The sequence below is a fragment of the Actinomyces stomatis genome, from assembly GCF_031292835.1.
GTDB lineage: Bacteria > Actinomycetota > Actinomycetes > Actinomycetales > Actinomycetaceae > Actinomyces > Actinomyces stomatis.
Window position 1 is genome coordinate 30487 of the sequence record NZ_JASPEP010000010.1, and the last position, 19269, is coordinate 49755.

Sequence of the window (19269 nt, forward strand, 5' to 3'; positions counted from 1 at the left end):
CTCCGGGCGGATGCAGCCCGTCTTTCGCCGGTCGTAAGGTCCTGCGCATGCGGATGACAACCTCCTTCACCGGTCCTCGGGGCTTGCGATACCCCGCCCCTGACGTGGCCCGTGGCTTCATGCTGCTGCTCATCGCCGTGGCCAACGTTCCGTCATGGAACACGATGCCGAACGGGGCCGAGTCGCCGGCGTCGTCCGTCGACGCCTGGTGGATGTTCGTCCGCACTCTGGTGGTGGACCACCGGGCCTACCCGCTGTTCGCGATGCTCTTCGGCTTCGGGCTCATGACCATGATCAAGCGGCGCATCGACTCCGGAACCCAGACATACCTCGCCTCCTTGCCCGGTGCCCGGGCCGGCCGCGAGGCGATGCCGCACGAGGCGGCCTGGGCCCGCGAGATGGCCACCATTGACGCCTACCGCCTGGTGCGACGCCGTGGCTGGTGGATGCTCCTGATCGGATTCGTCCACGGCCTCGTCTTCTCCGGTGACATCATCGGCGCCTATGGACTGGTCGCCGTCCTCCTGGCCAACCTGCTGGCCCGCAAGAGCTACACGGCGCTCTACATCATCGCGGGCATCATCTCCGTGGTGGCGCTTGGTTCGTACCTGGCCGCGGGGGCCCTGTCGGCAGGCGCCGCCCCGACGGCCTCCGGGGAGGGGGAGCAGGCGATCTCGGTCGGAGCGACGCTGCTCTGGGTCGGCAGCAACATCCTGCAGTGGTTCGTCCTGCTGATCGTGCAGGTCCTCAGCGCACTCATCGTTCCCGCTGCGGTGATCGGTGCCCGCCTGGCCGACACCGACCTCATCGCCCACCCGGAGCGGCACCGTCGCCTGCTCGTCTCAGTGGGCCTCGGCGGTCTGGCACTGGGGGCGCTCGCGGCGCTCCACAGCGCGCTGACGCTCGTGACGCCCGCGACGGCTTGGCCGTGGGACTTCGCCACCACGGAGTTCTTCGGCCTGGCCGGTGCCTGCGGCTGGCTGGCACTGCTGGCCCTTTACGCCGGCGGGCCGAGGCCGGACGGCCGGTTGACGGGGCTGCGCCGGCTCGCCTCCGCCGTCGGCCGCCGCTCCATGACCGTCTACCTGAGCCAGACGATCCTCTTCGGCACCATCTTCGTCATCGTCCCGCTCCTGGTAACGGGGAGGCGCCTGTGGGTGGGCCAGGCCGCAGCCGCCCTCATCGCCCTGGGGGTCTGGCTGGCAACCATGGTCCTGTGCGTCCTGCTGGAGCGCGGCGGCCACGCCGGTCCTTTCGAGACCCTGCTGCGCACCGCCGTGGCCCGCAGCGAGCGCAGGCGGGCGACGCTGCCGCCCCCGCCCGCCGTCTGGCCCGGCATGCAGCCTGGAGCGTGGCCGATGATGCAGATGGGGGCGCAGCCGGGAGTACCGGTGCCGATGCAGCAGGGTATGCCGCCAATGGCTCAGCCGGGAGAGCCACCGGTGACCCAGCCGGCTACCCGGCCGACGCCCTGAGCCGGCGCAGCCCCGCGGGCCGTCCGCCGGAAGAATGGCTGTGCAGGAGGCTCCGCCTTTCGACGGAGACGATCTCGGCGCTTAAGGCGGACGCCGGGGAACCACCGGTTTTCATACGGTCGAGTCATGAACACGACGACTTCCTTCGCAGCCTCATTCAATGGTTCCCGCGGTCTTCGCTACCCCGCTCCCGATGTCGCCCGCGGCTTCATGCTCCTGCTCATCGCCCTGGCCAATGTGGGCTTCTGGAGCTACGGCACCGGTCGATTCACGCCGTCGACCGCCGACAGGATCTGGGCCTTCATCAACGCCCTGCTCATTCACGAGCGCGCCTACCCGCTGTTCGCGCTGCTCTTCGGATTCGGGCTGGCCACCATGGTCAACCGGCGCATGGCGTCGGGTGTCGACGCCTACTGCCGGCGGCTGACTGGCGGGCTCCGGGCGCCGTCTGCGGCTGAGGTCGACCAGGCCCGTGAGCAGGCCACCGTTGACGCCCGTCGCCTCGTGCGGCGCCGCGGCCTGTGGATGGTCCTGTTCGGGCTCATCCACGGTGTCTTCTTCCCCTCCGAGATCATCGGCGCCTACGGCATCGTCGCCGTCGCCTTCGCCGGCTGGTTCGCCCGCAAGCACCACAAGCGCCAGCTGGCGGTGTGCGCCCTCGTTCTGCTGCTCCAGATCGTGCCGGTGGTCCTGGCCATGCTGTGGGGCCCCGGAGGTGAGGTGGCCGCCTCCACCGCAGCGGGTCCCGATCCCGCGGCACCCGCGGGATCGAGCCCAGTGCCGTCAACGCTGCCCTGGTTCGTGACCAACGTGGGTGAGTGGTTCTCCCTCGCCCTCGGCGTGGCCTTCACCACGATGGTTCTTCCCGCCGCCTTCCTCGGTGCCCGTCTGGCCGACACCGGCCTCATCTCCCACCCCGAGCGCCACCGCGGTCTTCTGGCCGTTGCCGGGATCGGTGGTCTGGCCCTGGGGGCGCTCGGTGCGCTTCACGAGATCCTCGTCCCGCTCACCAGCGCTGAGTCCTGGGAGGCCGACTCCGCCTTGGTCCTGGTCCTGGGCCTGGCCGGGGGCTGCGGCTGGCTCGCCGTCCTGGCCCTCTACGCCGGTGGGCCGACGTCGGACAACCGGCTGATCGGGCTCAAGCGGCTGCTGTCCAACGTGGGGCGCCGCTCCATGACCGCCTACCTGTCCCAGACGGTCATGTTCGCCGGCATCTTCGTCATCGCGCCGAGGCTGACCGGAAGGCCCCTGTCGCTGGGAGTGGCGGGATCCGCGGCGGTGGCGGCGATGGTCTGGCTGACGACCGTGGTCCTGTGCGCCGGCCTCGAGCGGCTCGACATGCCCGGTCCCTTCGAGTCCCTGCTGCGCACGGCCGTTGCCCGCAGCGAGCGCAGGCGCACGAATCCGCTCGCCGAGCAGGCCCCCGTCCAGCGCACGGCCGAGCCTCTCGCGCAGCCGACGAGCGCCGTCGTGCCGCCCGCCCCGCGGCGCGCGCAGGTCCCCGTCGCCCCGGCTCCCGTGGGAGCCTGAGCTGCGAGGTGGGTCCCCGATGCCATCGCAAGGATGAGGAGCCCTGGTCCTCCGGGAGGAGGGCCGGGGCTCGGCCCACTCTCCGGGAAGGAGAGGATCAGCCCCTCACGTTGGCCCCGGTGGGGGAGGTGCCCAGGGCCGCCGCCTCCTAGCGTGGAAGGCATGAAACTCGCAACATCGTTCACCGGCACCCGGGGGGTGCGCTATCCGTCCCCGGATGTGGCCCGTGGCTTCATGCTCCTGTTCATCGCACTGGCCAACATCCCCTTCTGGACCGGCGTGACGCACTCCTCCGCTCCCGCCGACTCCGTCGACACGGTATGGCTGTGGGTGCGCTCCCTCCTGGTCGACTCGCGGGCCTACCCGCTGTTCGCGATGCTTTTCGGCTTCGGGCTGGTCACCATGGTCAACCGGCGTATCGCCTCAGGCACCACGTCCTATCTCAGCTCCCTGCCCGGTGTGGAGGCCGGCCGTGAGCCGACATCGCAGGAGGAGGCCTGGGCCCGTGAGCAGGCCACCGTTGATGCGCGTCGCCTGGTGCGGCGTCGGGGTCTGTGGATGATCCTCTTCGGCGCCGTACACGCCGTGCTGTTCTCCGGTGACGTCATCGGCTCCTACGGCCTGGCAGCCGTTGTCTTCGCCGGGTGGATCACCCGCAAGCACTGGAAGCGGGCCGCGGTCGTCTGCGCCGTCATCGTCGTTGCCGGCACCGCCGGCATGCTCGCCATCGGCAGCCTACTGGCCTCCCAGGGCATGGCCTCGCACCAGGGAGCTGGCGGCTCGACCGACACGCTCGTGTCCTACGTCTCCCAAGGTCTCGTCTCCTGGGGCGGAAGCCTGATCTCAACGATGTTCCTCTCCATGATCGTTCCGGCGATGTTCCTCGGTGCCCGCCTGGCCGATACCGATCTCATCATCCGCCCCGAGCGCCACCGCCGGCTCCTGGTCTCCATCGGCCTGGGTGGTCTGGGGATCGCGGCCGCAGGCGGTATCGGGTTCGCCATGTGGGTCACGGGTGGCCCCCTGACCGCCTGGATCCTGCCGCTTCATGCGGTCACGGGCGTGGCCGGGGCCTGTGGTTGGCTGGCGCTGCTGGCCCTCTACGCCGGCGGGCCGAGGCCGGACGGCCGACTCACGGGCCTGCGCCGGCTGGCCTCCAATGTGGGCCGCCGCTCCATGACGGCATACCTCTCCCAGACCTTCCTCTTCGCCATCATCTTCCTGGCCCTGCCCGCCCTGACCGGCATCGAGCTCCACCTGGGTGAGGCCCGGGCCGCAGGGATCGCCTTGGGGGTCTGGCTGGTGACGGTCGGCCTGTGCGCGGCCCTGGAGCGCGGCGCTCACGCCGGTCCCTTCGAGACCCTGCTGCGCACCGCCGTGGCCCGCAGCGAGCGCAGGCGTGGGGTGCCGGCTCCTCCGACCCAGGCATGTCCGGTCGGCACCTCCGCCATCTACGATCTGGCGCGTTGACAAGCCTGCGCACAGGTTGGCGCTCAGGGCAATGGGGAGGGCTTCCCCGTGGCCCCGGTGGCTCCCTGTCCTCGCGCCCTTCCGGGAATCCGTACGGTGGAACGGCCCGATGGCCGCCTTCAGGGCGTGTCGTCGCGCCATGTCCTGAGGACTGTGAGTCGCCTCGCAGAATGTGAGGGTTGACCTGTTCGTTTCACAGGGCTTCGGAGACGCGGTAGCCTGCCTGCGTCCCCAACTCTGAAGGAAGCGAACAGTCCTCATGACTCAGCCCCCCAACCCCGGTCAGCCCTTCTACCAGCAGCAGCCCTCCGCCCCCTCGGCTCCGGCCTCTGGGCAGCCCTACCCGCCCCAGCAGCAGTTCCAGGGAGCCCCTGGCGCCCCCAGTGCTCCTGGTGCTCCCGGCGCGCCGGGGCAGCCCTTCGCTCAGGCGCCCTCAGGTGAGTCCCTCGTCGCCAGCCTCTTCGACACCTCCAAGGAGTTCGTGACGAAGTACAGCCGGATCGTGTTCATCGTCGCCTCGATCGCCGTCGGCCTGGGGTGGCTCGGAACCGGTTACATGGGAGGCAAGATGGGTGCTGTGGCCAGCGCGCTTTCCGACCCCCGCAACTACGACGGCTCCACCTTCGACGGTCTGTCCTTCGTCCTGAGCCTTCTGTTCTCCGCTCCGGCGTTCCTCACGGTTCTCTTCATCATCCGCCTTTTCATCGAGCTGGTGTCCAACTCCTCCAAGACGAGCCAGCAGGCCTGACTCGACGCTCTGCTCCATCGGAGTGGCCCTCGTGCCCGAAGCCGGCCTCCTGACGGCCGCCAACCATGCCGGTTGGCGGCCGTTAGTCGTTGGTGACCGATGTGCGGGAGCCGGGCTCGACCTCGCCCCTGGGCAGCTCGAGGACAGCCGTCAGTCCGCCGGTCGGGTTGGCACTCAGACGGAGCTCGCCGCCGTGGGCGGTGGCCACGGCCGTCACGATCGCCAGGCCCAGCCCATGTCCGGAGCCACGGGTCCGTCCTCGCCCCTCACCGCGAACGAAGGGCTCGCGCAGCGAGTCGAGCTTGTCCGCCGGTACGACGGGGCCGTCGTTGCGGATCGTCAGCCGGACGGCCCCGTCCAGGCGTGCCATGTCCACCGTGATCCGGCCGCCCTCGACGTTGTACCGGGCCGCATTGCGCAGGAGGTTGGAGACGCTCTGGCGCAGGAGGACCGGGTCGCCCGGCACCTGGACGGGCCGCAGGTGGGAGGAGACGCGCAGGTCCCTCTCGGCGATCTCCGGGGCGATGAGGCCCAGGGCGTCACGGACCGTCGCCTCCATGTCCACCTCCTCGTGGGCCAGCTTCCCGGACTGGGCGTCGGCCAGGTCCAGCAGGGCGTCGATCGTCTCCCGGTTGGCGCGATTCGTCTCCAGCACCCGGGTCAGCACCCGGCGCAGGTCCTCGGTCGAGGCCTGCGGGTCGGACAGGGCGACGTCGATCATCGTCTGCGTGGTGGCCAGGGGTGTGCGCAGCTCGTGGGAGGCGTTGGCCGCGAACCGGCGGTGGACGGAGAAGGAGCGCTCCAGGGAGGCCAGCATGTTGTCGAAGGTGTCCGCCAGGTCGTGGATCTCGTCGCGAGGGCCGGACAGGTCCAGCCGCTGGCTGAGGTCGCCCGAGGCGGCGCGCTTGGCCGCCGCATTCATCGAGGACAGCGGCTGCAGCATCCGCCCCGCCAGGATCCAGCCGACGGTCCCGGAGAGAACAACGAGCAGCGCTAGCGCGCCGACGGCCGAGCGCATGATGCTGCTGAGCAGATCGAACAGGTTCGTATCCACCTTGGCGGCCTCGCCGACCTGCGAGGCCGGTACGGCGGCGGTCTCCCCGACCGGACCACCGATCTCGATACTGAGCGTGACGTAGCGCGTGTAGAAGTAGACCAGGGCGATGAGGACCACGCCGGCGGCCGTCACCATCCCGGCGTAGGTCAGGGTCAGGCGTGCCCGGATACTCAGGTGCTGAGCACGACGCAAGCGCTCCGTGCGACCCGGTCGGGCCTCATGGGCATCGCGGGCGTCACGGGACCCGCTGTCGGCGCCGTGCTGCGCCGCGTCGTCGGCCCGGGTCGCCTGAGCCCCCTGCCCACTCATGCGCTGAACCTGTAGCCCGCACCGGGGACCGTCTGGATCACCCGCGGCTCACCGAGCTTGCGACGCAGGTGGGAGATCGTCACCCGCGTGGAGTTGGTGAAGGGGTCGGCGTTGGCGTCCCAGGCCTTCTCCAGCAGCGTCTCAGCGCTGAGGACCCCGCCCTCGGCCTCCATGAGGACCTGGAGGACCGCGAACTCCTTGGGGCTCAGGTGAATGAAGCGCCCGTCGCGGTAGACCTCCCGGCGGAAGGGGTCCAGACGCACCCCGTGGGCCTCGATGACCGGGGTGCGGGCCGGCTGACTGCGTCGCCCCAGGGCCCGCAGCCGAGCCACCAGCTCGGGGAACTCGAAGGGCTTGGTGAGGTAGTCGTCCGCCCCGAGCTCGAAACCGCCCACGCGCGCGTCCAGCGTCCGGGACGCGGTGAGCATGAGAACCCGTGTGCTCGGGTGCTCGGCGACCACCCGGCGGCAGACCTCGTCGCCGTGGATGACCGGCAGGTCCCGGTCCAGGACGATGATGTCGTAGTCGTTGATCGCCACCTGCTCCAGGGCGCTGGCCCCGTCGCCGACGACGTCGACGGCCATCGCCTCGCGCCGTAGCCCGGTGGCGATGGCCTCGGCCAGGTACTCCTCATCCTCCACGATGAGTACGCGCATAGCCCTGTGTCTCCTTCGCTGTGGTGTATGCAGCCGGTTCTATGAGCGAACCAGCCCTCGTGTTGCCACAACATAAGCGAAATCGTGAACCTCGTGGCAACACCGCTCCCGGTTGGCTGTTCCCCGAACGAACGGGCGTCACCGCACCCCGACCCACGTGAGCCGAAAGGACCCTCTCCCATGAAGAAGCCCCTCAACACCCGGATCGTCGCCCGCGCCGCCACGGTACTGACCTGCGCCGTGTGCGCCGTCGGACTCATGACCGGATGCTCCCAGGGCTCGAAGACGGACTCGGCCGCCTCCGCCTCAGCCACCAGCGGCGACGAGTACCTGCTCAAGATGGCCAAGTGCATGCGGGACAAGGGCATCGACGTCTCCGATCCCGACTCCAACGGCAACATGCAGTTCCCCGACACCGAGGCCGCCAACAAGGCCGCCCAGGAGTGCGAGCAGACCGTGGGCCCCGCCCCGGGCACCGAGGACCTTGCCAAGCCCGAGACGCAGCAGGACCTGGTCAAGGCCACCGAGTGCCTGCGCAAGGAGGGCTACGACATCCCCGACCCCGAGCCCGGCAAGGGCATCCAGCTCAACGGCGACATCCCCCAGGACGTCATGAACAAGTGCTTCTCCCAGATCGGGAACAAGTAACGCGGCGCCCCCGGGTGCCGACAGACCACAGGCCCGCGCGACCGGGCCGCCGCGCAGACACACTCAGACAGGCATACACATGGATCAGACCACCACCTCCACTCAGGCCGACGGCGGCTCGACCGGTACCGCGGACAAGCCGGGCACGGTGCACCGCACCCGACGCCGGGCCTTCCTGGCCATGGGGGCCGCCGCGGTCCTGGCCGCGGGCGCGGGCGCAGGCGCCTTCGCCTCCAAGTCGGGCCCCTTCGCGGCCAAGGCCAAGCCGACGACGTCGACCTTCAGCGGAGCCACCGACACCATCACCAAGGGGGACCTCCAGGGGCACACCTCCGTGACCGGTACCCTGCGCTACTCCGACTCGCGCAAGTTCAAGTCGGGCTTCGAGGGCGTTCTCATCCAGGTGCCCGCCTCCGGGACCGTCCTGACCCAGGGCGACGTCCTCTACCGCACGGGTACCGAGACCGCCTACCTCATGCGTGGCAACTTGCCCGCCTGGCGCAGCTTCGAGGCCGGCATGGAGGACGGCGAGGACATTCGCCAGCTCGAGACGGCCCTGAGGGACCTGGGGTACTTCGACTACGAGCCCGACGACCACTTCAGCTGGGCCACCACCAGCGCCATCATGAAGTGGCAGAAGGAGCTCGACCTGCCCCAGACCGGGACCATCCCACTGGGACGCGTGGTCTTCACCTCCGGGGACCTGCGCGTGGGGACGGTCACCGCCCGGCTGGGGGACCGGGTCGCTGCCGACACCGAGCTCTACGACGTCACCTCCACCACCCAGGTGGTCGACGCCAACGTCAAGCTCTCCGACCAGAAGCTCGCCGTCGTCGGCACCGCCGTGACCATCAAGCTGCCCGACGCCAAGACCACCACCGGGAAGATCACCTCCGTGGGCACGCCCACCGAGAAGTCCTCCGGCTCCGGATCGGGATCCGGCTCCGGTTCCGGCTCCGGGTCCAGCGACTCCAAGGAACGGGTCATCCCCGTCACCGTCACCCTCGCCGACGCCTCGGCGACCGCCAACTTCCAGGAGGTCTCCGTCACCGTCGACCTGCCCAGCGAGAAGCGGACGGGCGTCCTGTCGGTGCCGGTCGGGGCCCTGCTGGCCCTGAGCACTGACCAGTACGGCGTTGAGATCGTCGAGTCCAACGGCACCACCCGCAAGGTGCCGGTCACCATCGGGCTGTTCGCCGGTGGGCGCGTGGAGGTCTCCGGCGAGGGCATCTCCGAGGGGCAGCGAGTGGTGGTGCCGCAGACATGAGCCGCATCCTGTCCCTGCGTGACGTGCAACGAACCTACGGGGAGCCGTCCGTGGCCGCCTGCGCGGGCGTGAGCCTGGATATCGACTACGGCGAGTTCGTCGCCATCGTCGGTCCCTCGGGCTCGGGCAAGTCCACGCTCCTCAACCTCATCGGCACCCTGGACCGGCCCAGCGCGGGCACTGTCGAGATCGACGGCGTCGACGTCGGTTCCCTGTCCGACGCCAAGCTCTCGGCCCTGCGGGCCAGCCGTATCGGCTTCGTCTTCCAGCAGTTCCACCTGGCGGACGGCGTCAACGCGGTCGACAACGTCGCCGACGGCCTGCTCTACAGCGGGGTCCCCCGCTCCGAACGGCGCCGGCGGGCCCGGGCCGCCCTTGAACGCGTCGGCCTGGCCCACCGGCTCGACCACCGCCCCCACCAGATGAGCGGTGGCGAGCGCCAGCGGGTCGCCATCGCCCGGGCCGTCGTCGGCGAGCCCCCGCTGCTGCTGGCCGACGAGCCCACGGGAAACCTCGATTCCACCTCCGGGGCCTCGATCGTCGAGCTCCTCCACGAGCTCCACTCTCAGGGCACCACGATCATTGTCATCACCCACGACAACGAGCTGGCCGCCCAGCTTCCCCGGCAGATCGCCATCCGCGACGGCCGGATCGTGGGGGACTCAAGCCAGAAGGAGATCGTCCATGACGACGTCTACGCTCCGGCGTGACCGCGACCGCAACGGCCAGGCCGGCGGATCCGGTCGCCGGCTCCAGCGCTCTCGGCTGCGCCTGGCCGACGTGCTGCGCCTGGGAGGCACCGGCATCAGGGCGCGCCCCACCCGTGCCTTCCTGTCCGCCCTGGGAATCGCCATCGGCATCGCCGCCATGATCTCGGTGGTGGGCATCTCGGCCTCCAGCCGTGCCCAGCTGGCCGCACAGCTCGACTCCCTGGGGACCAACCTGCTGACGGCCACCGCCGGCCAGGACCTCTTCGGCAACTCCTCCTCCCTGCCGCAGGACACCGTCGGCAAGGTCCGGCTCATCGACAACGTCCAGAGCGCCTCGAGCACCGGCCTGGTCAAGAACTCGCTGGTCTACCGCTCCCCGTTCATCGACAAGAACGCCTCCGGCGGTATCACCACTCTGGCCGCGGACAAGTCGCTGCTCGACGTCGTGGCCGGGCAGGTGGACAAGGGGGCCTGGCTCAACGAGGCCACCAGCAAGTACCCGGCCACGGTCCTGGGGCAGACGGCGGCCCAGCGCCTCGGTGTCGTCTCACCGGGAACCAAGGTGTGGATCGGAGGCAACTGGTTCACCGTGGTCGGCATCCTCAAGCCGGTGGTGCTGGCTCCCGAGCTCAACAACGCCGCCCTCGTCGGTCAGGGCGTGGCCAGCGACCTGCTGGGGCACGACGCCAAGCCGACGACGGTCTACACGCGCAGCCAGGACGCAGCCGTCTCCACGGTGCGCAAGGTGCTCGCTCCGTCGATCTCGCCGCAGGCCCCCAACGAGGTCAAGGTCTCACGCCCCTCGGACGCGCTGGAGGCCAAGAACGCGGCTGACAAGGCCTTCACCAGTCTGCTCCTGGGCGTGGGCTCGATCGCCCTGCTCGTCGGTGGCATCGGGGTCGCCAACACAATGATCATCTCGGTGCTCGAGCGCCGACGGGAGATCGGGCTGAGACGTTCCCTGGGCGCCATGCGCGGACACATCCTGGTGCAGTTCATGACGGAGGCACTGCTGCTGGCCTCCCTGGGCGGTGCCCTGGGCTGCGTCATCGGGATCGGGGTGACTGCCGGGATGGCGGCCGCCAACGGCTGGCCCTTCTCCCTGCCGGTGATCGCCGTTGCCGGGGGACTGGGAGTCACCATCGTCATCGGCGCGCTGGCCGGCGTGTACCCGGCTGTTCGGGCTTCCCGCACTCCTCCGACCGCCGCGCTCAACGCGCAGTAGGCGAGCGCCGACACTCCGAGGGGAGGCGGATGAGACGTCCCGGTGGGAGACAACTGGGCCCCGCGGTGGTGGCGCCGGACTGTGGCGGCCGGTGTCCTAGAGAGAGGTGGGGAGAGCCCAGGTGAGCCGGGATCGCGTGAGGGCCCCGCACGGTTCAGTGCGGGGCCCTCACTCCTGCGATCAGAAGACCGCGGTGCCTAGGGGTAGGCAGGCTCTCAGCTGGATCACTCCGTGCCGAGCTTGCCGTCGACGGCGTCGCGGGCGGCGTCGATCTTGTCGTCGTACTTGCCGCCGGTCACCTTCTTGGCCGCATCGGCTGCGGCGTCCAGTGCCTTGTCGCTGATCGCCTCGGCCTTGTCGGAGCTGAGAGTGTCACCGGCCTTCTTCGCCAGGTCATCAAGTCCCATCTGTATCTCCTTCCGTCGGGTGGCCAGACGTCGGATGACGACGGCCTCGTCTGAATAGTGCCAGGTTTGCGCACCTGCGTCATCTGAGGGCGGTTCGGCCGCCGGTCTGCGGGAGGTGACTGTGCAGGAGGGGGCATTGTGCGCGGCCGGGGACTTTCTCCCGCGGCCGGGGACGTTCGACGCCGTCGGGGACGAGAATCCTGTCCCCGAACGCGCAGGATGCCCCCACCGGGAGGGTTCCGCACCCGTACGCGCAGAATGTCCCCGCCTGGACTCCGGGGGTCCATCGGGACGGTGCCTCACCACTGCCAGGTGGGGCGGGAGGGGGAACCTGCGGCGTCGGCCAGGAGGACGGCCTCGCGCATACGGCGGGTCAGGAGGGACAGGACGAGCCGGTAGGAGTCCTCGACCATGTCGGCGGCGTCGTCCGCACGATAGCCGGGGCTGGTGAGGTCGATACTCACCCAGTGCCGCTTGGACTGGTGGAAGCCCGGCTCCACCCACGCGTAGGCGGCTCGCACGGCGACGACGTCCTCGGGGTCGAGCTTGACGTTGGCCAGGAGGCGGCCGTCGGTGTGGGGGATGAGCAGCAGGAAGAGACGAGAGCCCACCGAGGCGACGGGGATGTCCCACTCGGGCTTGTGCCCCGCCCAGGCGCCGGGCAGCGTGGCCGCACTGGCCAGGAGCCCGTCGCGGCGGGCGGTCATGGTGGCCTCGTCGACGCGCCTGTAGGGCTCGTCGGGGGGAGGGGTGTCGTGGAGCGGCGCGGTCATCGACGTCGAGCCTACGTTCTCCCGGCGGCTGGGGACATTGTGCGCGGTCGGGTGCGGCCCGCTCCGGGCGGGGACGTCCTGCGCGTAGGGTGACAGGATTCTGGTCCCCGGGCGCGTGAACCGCCCCTGGTCGCACAGGAATGTCCCCGACGGCGTCGAATGTCCCCGGCCGTGGAGGGGGGCAGTCACCGGCTGAAAAAGTCCCGGCCGCGCGACATGTCCCCGCCCGGAGCGACACGCCCCTGACTGCGCTCAGTGGATCGTGTCGAGGATCGTGTTGCTGATCTGCTTCGCCTCTTCCGCAGAGCCGGCGGACACGTAGATCGACGCGTAGTCGCTGGGACCGCCCGAGGACTTCGAGGTCGGAACCATGATGAGGGTCCCATAAGCCTTGTTGCCGGCCACCTCCAGCGTGTAAGCCGCCACCGCGGCTTCTCCCGTCGCGGTCTGCTTGGTGGAGTACTCCGTGAGGGTTGCGCTCTGCCGGGTGAGGAGTGACGTGACCTCATTCTCGGGAGGGGTGGAGTTCAGAGGCAGGGTCTGAGAGGCCATGTTGACGTTGTTGTAGAACCCGGAGGCGCCGGCTTCCTTGGCGCGGTAGACGATGTCGAACCCGGCGTTCTGCCGGTCGAGCGCGGCGGCGTCGATGCCCATTGTCTGGGCGATCTGCTCCTTCTCCGCGGAGTCGAGGTTCTTGAGGTCCTGCCAGTCCTTTGGGATCGCGAAGGTGAGGCTGACGCTGGAGCCGGAGACCTCCTGGCTGTCGGCGGGGACGGGCTTCGCCGAAGCGGCGGCCTGTCCGGAGGAGGTGCTGCTGGCGGAGGCATCCCCGTCCTTACCGTCCTTGTCCTTCTTCTTGTCCTTGTCCTTCTCCTTGGCCTTGCTCGTCTTCGAGTCGGAGGCGGCCGAGCTGGATGTGTCGGAGCCCTGAGTGTCCTGAGAGCAGGCGGTCAGAACGGGGGCTGCGGTCAGAGCAAGGCCGGCCAGTACGGTCGCGGCGGTGCGCATGGGTTTCATGATGCTCCAGTGGGTGGGTGCGAATGTGTCGGTCAGGACATCACGTTCTGCTGGGAGTTCTCGATGGAGACGACTCCCCATCGTGGGCTGAAGGAGGGCTCGCGGTGGCTGGGCCGTGTGGAGGTCGTCGTCGCCTCCGCCTGTCAGTGGGCGGTCGCGATGATGGTCTCGGTGATCTTCTTCGCGTCGTCGAGAGAGGTGGAGAAGACGAACACGCGGGCGTAGTCCCCGGATGACGTGGGCAGGTAGAGCACGGACCCGTAATCCGCCTTGCTGCGCGGGGAGTGGGTGAAGGTCCCCTTGATCCCCTGCCCGTTGTGGGTCTGGATCGCCTCGACCGTATCCATCGACACCCGGTCCTGTTTCGCAGCGTCGGCGAAGACGTCCCCAACGTTCATCTTCGCGTTCTCCTGGCGCTCGTTGTCGATGTAGACCCGCGGTGAGAACGGCTGCCCCGGGGCGGACCCGGCGGTCCTGAACACCTCGTAGGAGTCGAGGTTCGCCTTGAGGGCCTTGTTGTCATCCGTGCCCAGGTCCTCAGCCAGGGGGATGAGCTCGGTGGCGGAGTAGCTGGAGATGTCCCTCCAGTCGGCGGGCAGTGCGATGGTGATGTGGGCCGAGGTGGAGGTGACCTCGGCGTAGCCCTCGGGGATGGCTGGGGTGGTGGGGCCGGCCGGAGGGGCTGTCGGTGCTGTGGGCGGGCCCGACGACGCGGCGGAGCCCCCGGAGGCGCGGCACCCTCCCAGTGCGACCGGACTGAGAAGTGCCAGAGCGACCATGGTGGCGCTGACGATCCGAACCGGTGATCTCGTCGCCATCGCGGTCCTCCAAGGTCGGCTCTTGGGGCGGGAGGCACCATCCTAACTGGTTAATTACGGCCCTACCGGCGGTTGAGGGGAGGGCGTGAGGTGCCGGACCGTCCCTCAATGGGCCGTCGTGAGGATGGTGGACACGATGGTGTCGACCTCCTCGGCGCTACCGGCCGTCACGGCGACGCGCACGTAGGTGCCCGACGACGTCGGAAGGGCGACGACCGCGCCGGCTGTCTGGACGCCCTGAACCTGCGCGGTCGAGGTGTCGACGGCGGCCTGCCCGTAGGTGGACTGCTTGGTGGAGTAGCCCGTCGGCGTGCCGCCCTGCCGGGTGATGGTCTCGTCCAGGCTCTCCTGGGACGGGGGTGTCGACGAGGCCTCGGCCTCCTTGGCGACCGCGGCGCTGCTGAAGGACGTGCCGCCGTTCTGTGAGAACCGGCCGTAGAAGGCGTCGGTGCCGCTGAGGCGCTGGGAGAGGGCCGAGGGATCCTGCCCCTGGGCCCGGGCGAGGAGCGCCTTCTGGGCCTCGGGAAGGGCGTTGATGTCCTGCCAGTCCTCGGGGACCGCGAAGGTGAGGCCGGAGGTTGGTGCGGTGATCGCCTGGTGGCTTGCCGGGATGGAGGGGGCGGCGCTGCCGGAGGCGCTCGTGCTGGACTGCGCGGCCGCGCCGGTTCCGCTCGACGACGTCGCTGCGGCCGCGCCGGCCGGGCCGGTCGCTGTGGCCGATCCCGTCGACGAGGGGCTGCCCTGCGAGCAGCCCGCCAGGATGAGAAGGGTGGCCAGGGCCAAGGCGGCGCGCTTGGTTCTCATGATGTCTCCGAGGTGAGGGCGTGATCGTGACGCGACCATAGCGGCGTCGTCTGACAGCGGTGTTTCAAGTGGTCGGCTGGCATGTCGTGGGCGGCCGAGATGGCCGGTGGGATTCTGGCGATAACGACCCGAGGAGTAGCCCACGTCACTGCCGCTCCTGGAAGTTGAGTGGAATAGACTCAACTCTGCGAAGGTTGTGGTGACCAGAAGACGTAACACGTGACCACCTCTCGAAGGAGATCCGTATGGACACCAACTACACCACCAAGTCGCAGGAGGCGATCTCCGGGGCCATGCAGGCCGCCGCCGCGGCCGGCAACCCCCAGATCGAGCCCGCGCACCTGCTCGTTGAGCTCCTCTCCCAGCCCGACGGCGTCGCCGCCGGACTCCTGGCCGCCGTCTGCCCCGACACCGCGGCCCGCCAGGCCGTCGGCGCCTCCGCGCGCCGCATCCTGACCCAGCTGCCCGCCTCCTCGGGCTCCTCCATGACCCAGCCTCAGCCCTCGCGCTCCCTGCTGGCCGCCCTGGAGGCCGCCTCGACGGTCGCCAAGGAGCTGTCTGACGAGTACATCTCCACCGAGCACCTGCTCATCGGTCTGGCCAAGGGCGACACCTCCGGCTCCGCCCCCACCGTGGCCCGCATCCTGGCCGACGCCGGTGCCACCCCGGAGGCCCTCATCGAGGCCCTGCCCCAGGTCCGCGGCTCCTCGCGGGTCACCTCCGCCAACCCCGAGGGCACCTACAAGACCCTCGAGAAGTACGGCACCGACCTCACCGAGGCCGCACGGGAGGGCCGCCTCGACCCGGTCATCGGCCGTGACGCCGAGATCCGCCGCGTCGTGCAGGTCCTGTCCCGGCGTACCAAGAACAACCCCGTCCTCATCGGCGAGCCCGGCGTCGGTAAGACCGCCGTCGTCGAGGGGCTGGCCCAGCGCATCGTCGCCGGCGACGTCCCCGAGTCCCTGCGCGGCAAGCGCCTCATCGCCCTGGACCTGTCCGGGATGGTGGCCGGCGCCAAGTACCGCGGCGAGTTCGAGGAGCGCCTCAAGGCGGTCCTCAAGGAGATCAAGGACTCCGACGGCGAGGTCATCACCTTCATCGACGAGCTGCACACCGTCGTCGGTGCCGGCGGCGGCTCCGAGGGCGCCATGGACGCCGGCAACATGCTCAAGCCCATGCTGGCCCGCGGCGAGCTGCGCATGGTGGGTGCCACCACCCTGGACGAGTACCGCGAGAACATCGAGAAGGACCCCGCCCTGGAGCGCCGCTTCCAGCAGGTCTTCGTCGGTGAGCCCAGCGTCGAGGACACCGTCGCCATCCTGCGTGGTATCGCCCCCAAGTACGAGGCCCACCACCAGGTGACCATCTCCGACGGCGCCCTCGTGGCGGCAGCGGCCCTCTCCGACCGCTACATCACCGGCCGCCAGCTGCCCGACAAGGCCATCGACCTGGTCGACGAGGCCGCCTCCCGGCTGCGCATGGAGCTCGACTCCAGCCCCGTCGAGATCGACGAGCTGCGCCGCCGCGTGGACCGCATGCGCATGGAGGAGGCCTACCTGGACGAGTCCATCGAGGACGTCTCCACGGCCGACCCCGCCGACGTCGAGCGCCTGGAGCGCCTGCGCGCCGAGCTGGCCGACGCCTCGGAGGAGCTGGCCTCGCTCAACGCTCGCTGGGAGGCCGAGAAGGCCGGCCACAACAAGGTCGGTGAGCTGCGCGCCGCCCTGGACGAGATGCGCACCCGCGCCGACCTGGCCGAGCGCGAGGGCGACTTCGAGGAGGCCGGCCGCCTGCGCTACGGCGACATGCCCGCCCTGGAGCGTCAGATCCGCGAGGCCGAGGCCGCCGACGACGCCGCTGAGGAGGCCGCCGGCGAGCCGATGATCGCCGAGAAGGTCGGCGCCCCCGAGATCGCCGAGGTCGTGGGTTCCTGGACCGGCATCCCCGTGGGCCGGCTCCTCCAGGGGGAGACCGAGAAGCTCCTGACCATGGAGGAGGTCATCGGTGAGCGGCTCATCGGGCAGAAGGCCGCCGTGGCCGCCGTGGCCGACGCGGTGCGCCGCTCGCGGGCCGGCATCTCCGACCCCGACCGCCCCACCGGCTCCTTCCTCTTCCTGGGCCCCACGGGCGTGGGCAAGACCGAGCTGGCCAAGGCCCTGGCCGAGTTCCTCTTCGACGACGAGCGCGCCATCGTGCGCATCGACATGTCCGAGTACTCCGAGAAGCACTCCGTGGCGCGCCTCGTGGGTGCTCCTCCCGGGTACGTCGGCTACGAGGAGGGCGGCCAGCTCACCGAGGCCGTGCGGCGTCGGCCCTACTCCGTGGTCCTGCTCGACGAGGTTGAGAAGGCCCACCCCGAGATCTTCGACATCCTCCTGCAGGTGCTCGACGACGGCCGCCTCACCGACGGCCAGGGACGCACGGTCGACTTCCGCAACGTCATCCTCGTGCTCACCTCGAACCTGGGCAGCCAGTTCCTCACCGACCCGCTCACCAGCCCCGAGGAGAAGCGCAACGAGGTCATGAGCGTGGTCCAGGCCTCCTTCAAGCCGGAGTTCCTCAACCGCCTCGACGACATCATCGTCTTCGAGGCCCTCTCCAAGGAGGAGCTGGGCGAGATCGTCGGGATCCAGTTGGCCCGCATCGCCCGGCGCCTGACGGACCGGCGCCTGAGCCTGGAGGTCACCGACGCCGCCCGCAGCTGGCTGGCCGACGAGGGCTACGACCCCGCCTACGGGGCCCGGCCGCTGCGCCGCCTCGTCCAGCGCGAGATCGGCGACCGTCTGGCCCGCATGCTGCTGGCCGGGGAGGTCCTCGACGGGCAGAAGGTCGTCGTTGACAAGGTCGATGGCTCCGACGGGCTCACGCTGCGGGCCGAGGGCGAGGCGCACCTGCCGTCCGCGTCCTCGGCGGCATCGCCGGCCTGAGCCCGGCCCGCCGACTGAGACGACCGACTGAGCCAGTGGCCGCGACGGGCCAGTGACAGGCCAGTGACGAGGGGGCGGGCCCACCTGAGTGGTGGGCCCGCCCCCTCGCGCTGTCGGCGTCGTCGTGCGCCTCAGCCGGGCTTGTTGTCCTCGGTGGGCCAGGCGTTGTACACGCAGCCGCCGGCCAGGTCATGGCTCTGCTGGGCCATGAGCGGGGCCTTGAGGCCGGCCCCGGCGCAGAACTCGTGCTCGTGCCCGAGGAAGTGACCCACCTCGTGGTTGGTGACGTAGGTGCGGTAGGAGTCGACGTCGGGGAAGGTGACGGCGCCCCAGTTCCAGCGGTCGGAGTTGATGACCACGTTGTTCGCGTTGCGGCAGTTCCACATGCCTCCGGTGTCCAGCGGCGAGCACAGGGCGTCGGCGCTGGGCGGCGTGGCGATGTTGAGGGTGAAGTCCGCCGCGGCGGGGTCGGCCACCGGCTGGAAGGACGTGTTCTGCGCGGTGGACCAGCCACGCTTGTCATTGAGGATGCGCTCCACAATGGGGGCCGCCGCCGCGGCGTCGACGTGTGTGCCACCCTCGACCCGCAGCACGTAGCGGTAGACGGTTGCGGCCGCGGGCTGGGAGACGGGCACGGCCGGCGCGATCGTCCAGGTGCCGTTGCCGACGGCACCGGAGTGCGCGAAGCCCTCGGCGTCCAGTCGTGGGGACGGGAGCGCCGAGGCCGACGGTGTCGGTGAGGCGGAGGAGGTGACCGACGGTGACGGCGAGGCCGTACGGCTGGCGGACGCCCGGGCGGAGGACGGGGCGGCGGCCTTCGCCGGCGTCGTCGATGTCCTGGCGGAGGGGCTCAACGGCAGGGCGAAACCGGGGTGGAGCCCCCAGACTCGCAGGCCGACAACGATCAGGGCCAGTGCTACGACGAAGGACGTGCCGTAGAGGACTCGGTTGCGAGAGCGTCGGCGTCGCCGCTCTCGGCGATCGATGGCGAGGGCTCGCCGGCTGGAGGGATCGGGGGCGCCCGATGAACGACGATGCGTGGAGTGCTGGCCGGCCGGGTTGCGTCGATGACCGGCGGAAGTCCGACGGCGTCCAGATGCCGACGACGGGGCGCTGCCGGGGCGGGAGGGGCGCCGCGGCGGCTGCGGGGTCGAGGGGCGCATACGACCATCGTAGGGGTGCGCACCCGACCAACCCGTCGGGAGGGCTGCCGCGCGCTCAAGGTCACACGCGGCGCCACGTCCTGAGGGGTGGTGGTGACCCCGCACGCGTGGTGTTGGCTCTCTCCGGGGCGGGCCGGGCGTGACTCGCGGCCGGAGAGATTCACGGTCGGTATTTGAACCGGAAACAAGATTCTCGTAAGTGTTACAGAACTGTGATCACTGTGGTGCTGCCGTGCGAACCTGGGTGAAGTCATAAGAAGTTCTG

General features: G+C 69.9%; 17 protein-coding genes. 9 read left to right on the top strand and 8 right to left on the bottom strand.

Features of this window, described 5'->3' with window-relative positions; translation table 11 throughout:
- Positions 1-47: 47 nt before the first annotated feature.
- The 4 genes from RIV12_RS07280 (at position 48) to RIV12_RS07295 (ending at position 5223) form a co-directional block, all read left to right on the top strand.
- The gene (locus RIV12_RS07280; RefSeq protein WP_309322990.1) at positions 48-1475 is read left to right on the top strand and encodes a DUF418 domain-containing protein; all 1428 of its coding nucleotides are present in this window, start codon (positions 48-50) and stop codon (positions 1473-1475) included.
- 126 nt (positions 1476-1601) lie between these two features.
- Positions 1602-3005, top strand: a complete 1404-nt coding sequence (locus RIV12_RS07285; protein ID WP_309322991.1) for a DUF418 domain-containing protein — start codon at positions 1602-1604, stop codon at positions 3003-3005.
- A 162-nt stretch (positions 3006-3167) separates the two neighbouring features.
- The gene (locus RIV12_RS07290; RefSeq protein WP_309322992.1) at positions 3168-4475 is read left to right on the top strand and encodes a DUF418 domain-containing protein; all 1308 of its coding nucleotides are present in this window, start codon (positions 3168-3170) and stop codon (positions 4473-4475) included.
- Between the two features lie 259 nt (positions 4476-4734).
- Positions 4735-5223: a hypothetical protein gene (locus RIV12_RS07295; RefSeq protein ID WP_075417811.1), complete on the top strand. Its 489-nt coding sequence runs from the start codon at positions 4735-4737 to the stop codon at positions 5221-5223.
- Positions 5224-5305: 82 nt separating this feature from the next.
- Here RIV12_RS07295 and RIV12_RS07300 read toward each other — a convergent pair whose 3' ends face one another.
- The gene (locus tag RIV12_RS07300; RefSeq protein ID WP_178388832.1) at positions 5306-6589 is read right to left on the bottom strand and encodes a HAMP domain-containing sensor histidine kinase; all 1284 of its coding nucleotides are present in this window, start codon (positions 6587-6589) and stop codon (positions 5306-5308) included.
- Entirely contained in the window at positions 6586-7245 is a 660-nt protein-coding gene (locus RIV12_RS07305; RefSeq protein ID WP_075417812.1) for a response regulator transcription factor, read from the bottom strand. The genes RIV12_RS07300 and RIV12_RS07305 overlap by 4 nt, the downstream gene beginning before the upstream one ends.
- 180 nt (positions 7246-7425) lie before the next feature.
- Between RIV12_RS07305 and RIV12_RS07310 the strand changes: the two genes are divergently transcribed.
- The 4 genes from RIV12_RS07310 to RIV12_RS07325 all read left to right on the top strand — a co-directional run bounded on the left by RIV12_RS07310 (position 7426) and on the right by RIV12_RS07325 (position 11095).
- Positions 7426-7893: a hypothetical protein gene (locus RIV12_RS07310; protein ID WP_075417813.1), complete on the top strand. Its 468-nt coding sequence runs from the start codon at positions 7426-7428 to the stop codon at positions 7891-7893.
- Positions 7894-7972: 79 nt separating this feature from the next.
- A complete protein-coding gene (locus RIV12_RS07315) occupies positions 7973-9160 on the top strand; it encodes an efflux RND transporter periplasmic adaptor subunit (RefSeq protein WP_075417814.1) in 1188 nt (395 codons plus the stop codon).
- Positions 9157-9870, top strand: a complete 714-nt coding sequence (locus RIV12_RS07320) for an ABC transporter ATP-binding protein (RefSeq protein WP_309322993.1) — start codon at positions 9157-9159, stop codon at positions 9868-9870. The genes RIV12_RS07315 and RIV12_RS07320 overlap by 4 nt, the downstream gene beginning before the upstream one ends.
- Positions 9845-11095 (top strand): ABC transporter permease, encoded by a 1251-nt coding sequence (locus RIV12_RS07325; protein ID WP_309322994.1) that lies wholly within the window; start codon positions 9845-9847, stop codon positions 11093-11095. The genes RIV12_RS07320 and RIV12_RS07325 overlap by 26 nt, the downstream gene beginning before the upstream one ends.
- A 224-nt stretch (positions 11096-11319) precedes the next feature.
- Here the strand turns inward: RIV12_RS07325 and RIV12_RS07330 are convergent, their stop codons facing one another.
- The 5 genes from RIV12_RS07330 to RIV12_RS07350 form a co-directional block, all read right to left on the bottom strand.
- The gene (locus RIV12_RS07330; protein ID WP_075417815.1) at positions 11320-11502 is read right to left on the bottom strand and encodes an Rv0909 family putative TA system antitoxin; all 183 of its coding nucleotides are present in this window, start codon (positions 11500-11502) and stop codon (positions 11320-11322) included.
- A gap of 299 nt (positions 11503-11801) precedes the next feature.
- Positions 11802-12275 (bottom strand): MmcQ/YjbR family DNA-binding protein, encoded by a 474-nt coding sequence (locus tag RIV12_RS07335; RefSeq protein ID WP_309322995.1) that lies wholly within the window; start codon positions 12273-12275, stop codon positions 11802-11804.
- Positions 12276-12527: 252 nt separating this feature from the next.
- Positions 12528-13283: a hypothetical protein gene (locus tag RIV12_RS07340; protein ID WP_256695497.1), complete on the bottom strand. Its 756-nt coding sequence runs from the start codon at positions 13281-13283 to the stop codon at positions 12528-12530.
- A gap of 152 nt (positions 13284-13435) precedes the next feature.
- A complete protein-coding gene (locus tag RIV12_RS07345; RefSeq protein ID WP_075417818.1) occupies positions 13436-14110 on the bottom strand; it encodes a hypothetical protein in 675 nt (224 codons plus the stop codon).
- 105 nt (positions 14111-14215) lie between these two features.
- Positions 14216-14914, bottom strand: coding sequence for a hypothetical protein (locus RIV12_RS07350; protein WP_309322996.1), 699 nt, complete (start codon positions 14912-14914; stop codon positions 14216-14218).
- Positions 14915-15159: 245 nt separating this feature from the next.
- On the opposite strand from RIV12_RS07350, the gene clpB reads away from it, so the two are divergent.
- Entirely contained in the window at positions 15160-17841 is a 2682-nt protein-coding gene (gene clpB / locus RIV12_RS07355; RefSeq protein ID WP_309322997.1) for an ATP-dependent chaperone ClpB, read from the top strand.
- Positions 17842-17972: 131 nt separating this feature from the next.
- Here the strand turns inward: clpB and RIV12_RS07360 are convergent, their stop codons facing one another.
- Positions 17973-19004 carry a DUF3152 domain-containing protein gene (locus RIV12_RS07360; RefSeq protein WP_309322998.1) on the bottom strand — a complete coding sequence of 344 codons (1032 nt, stop codon included), beginning with the start codon at positions 19002-19004 and terminating at the stop codon, positions 17973-17975.
- Positions 19005-19269 lie beyond the last annotated feature (265 nt).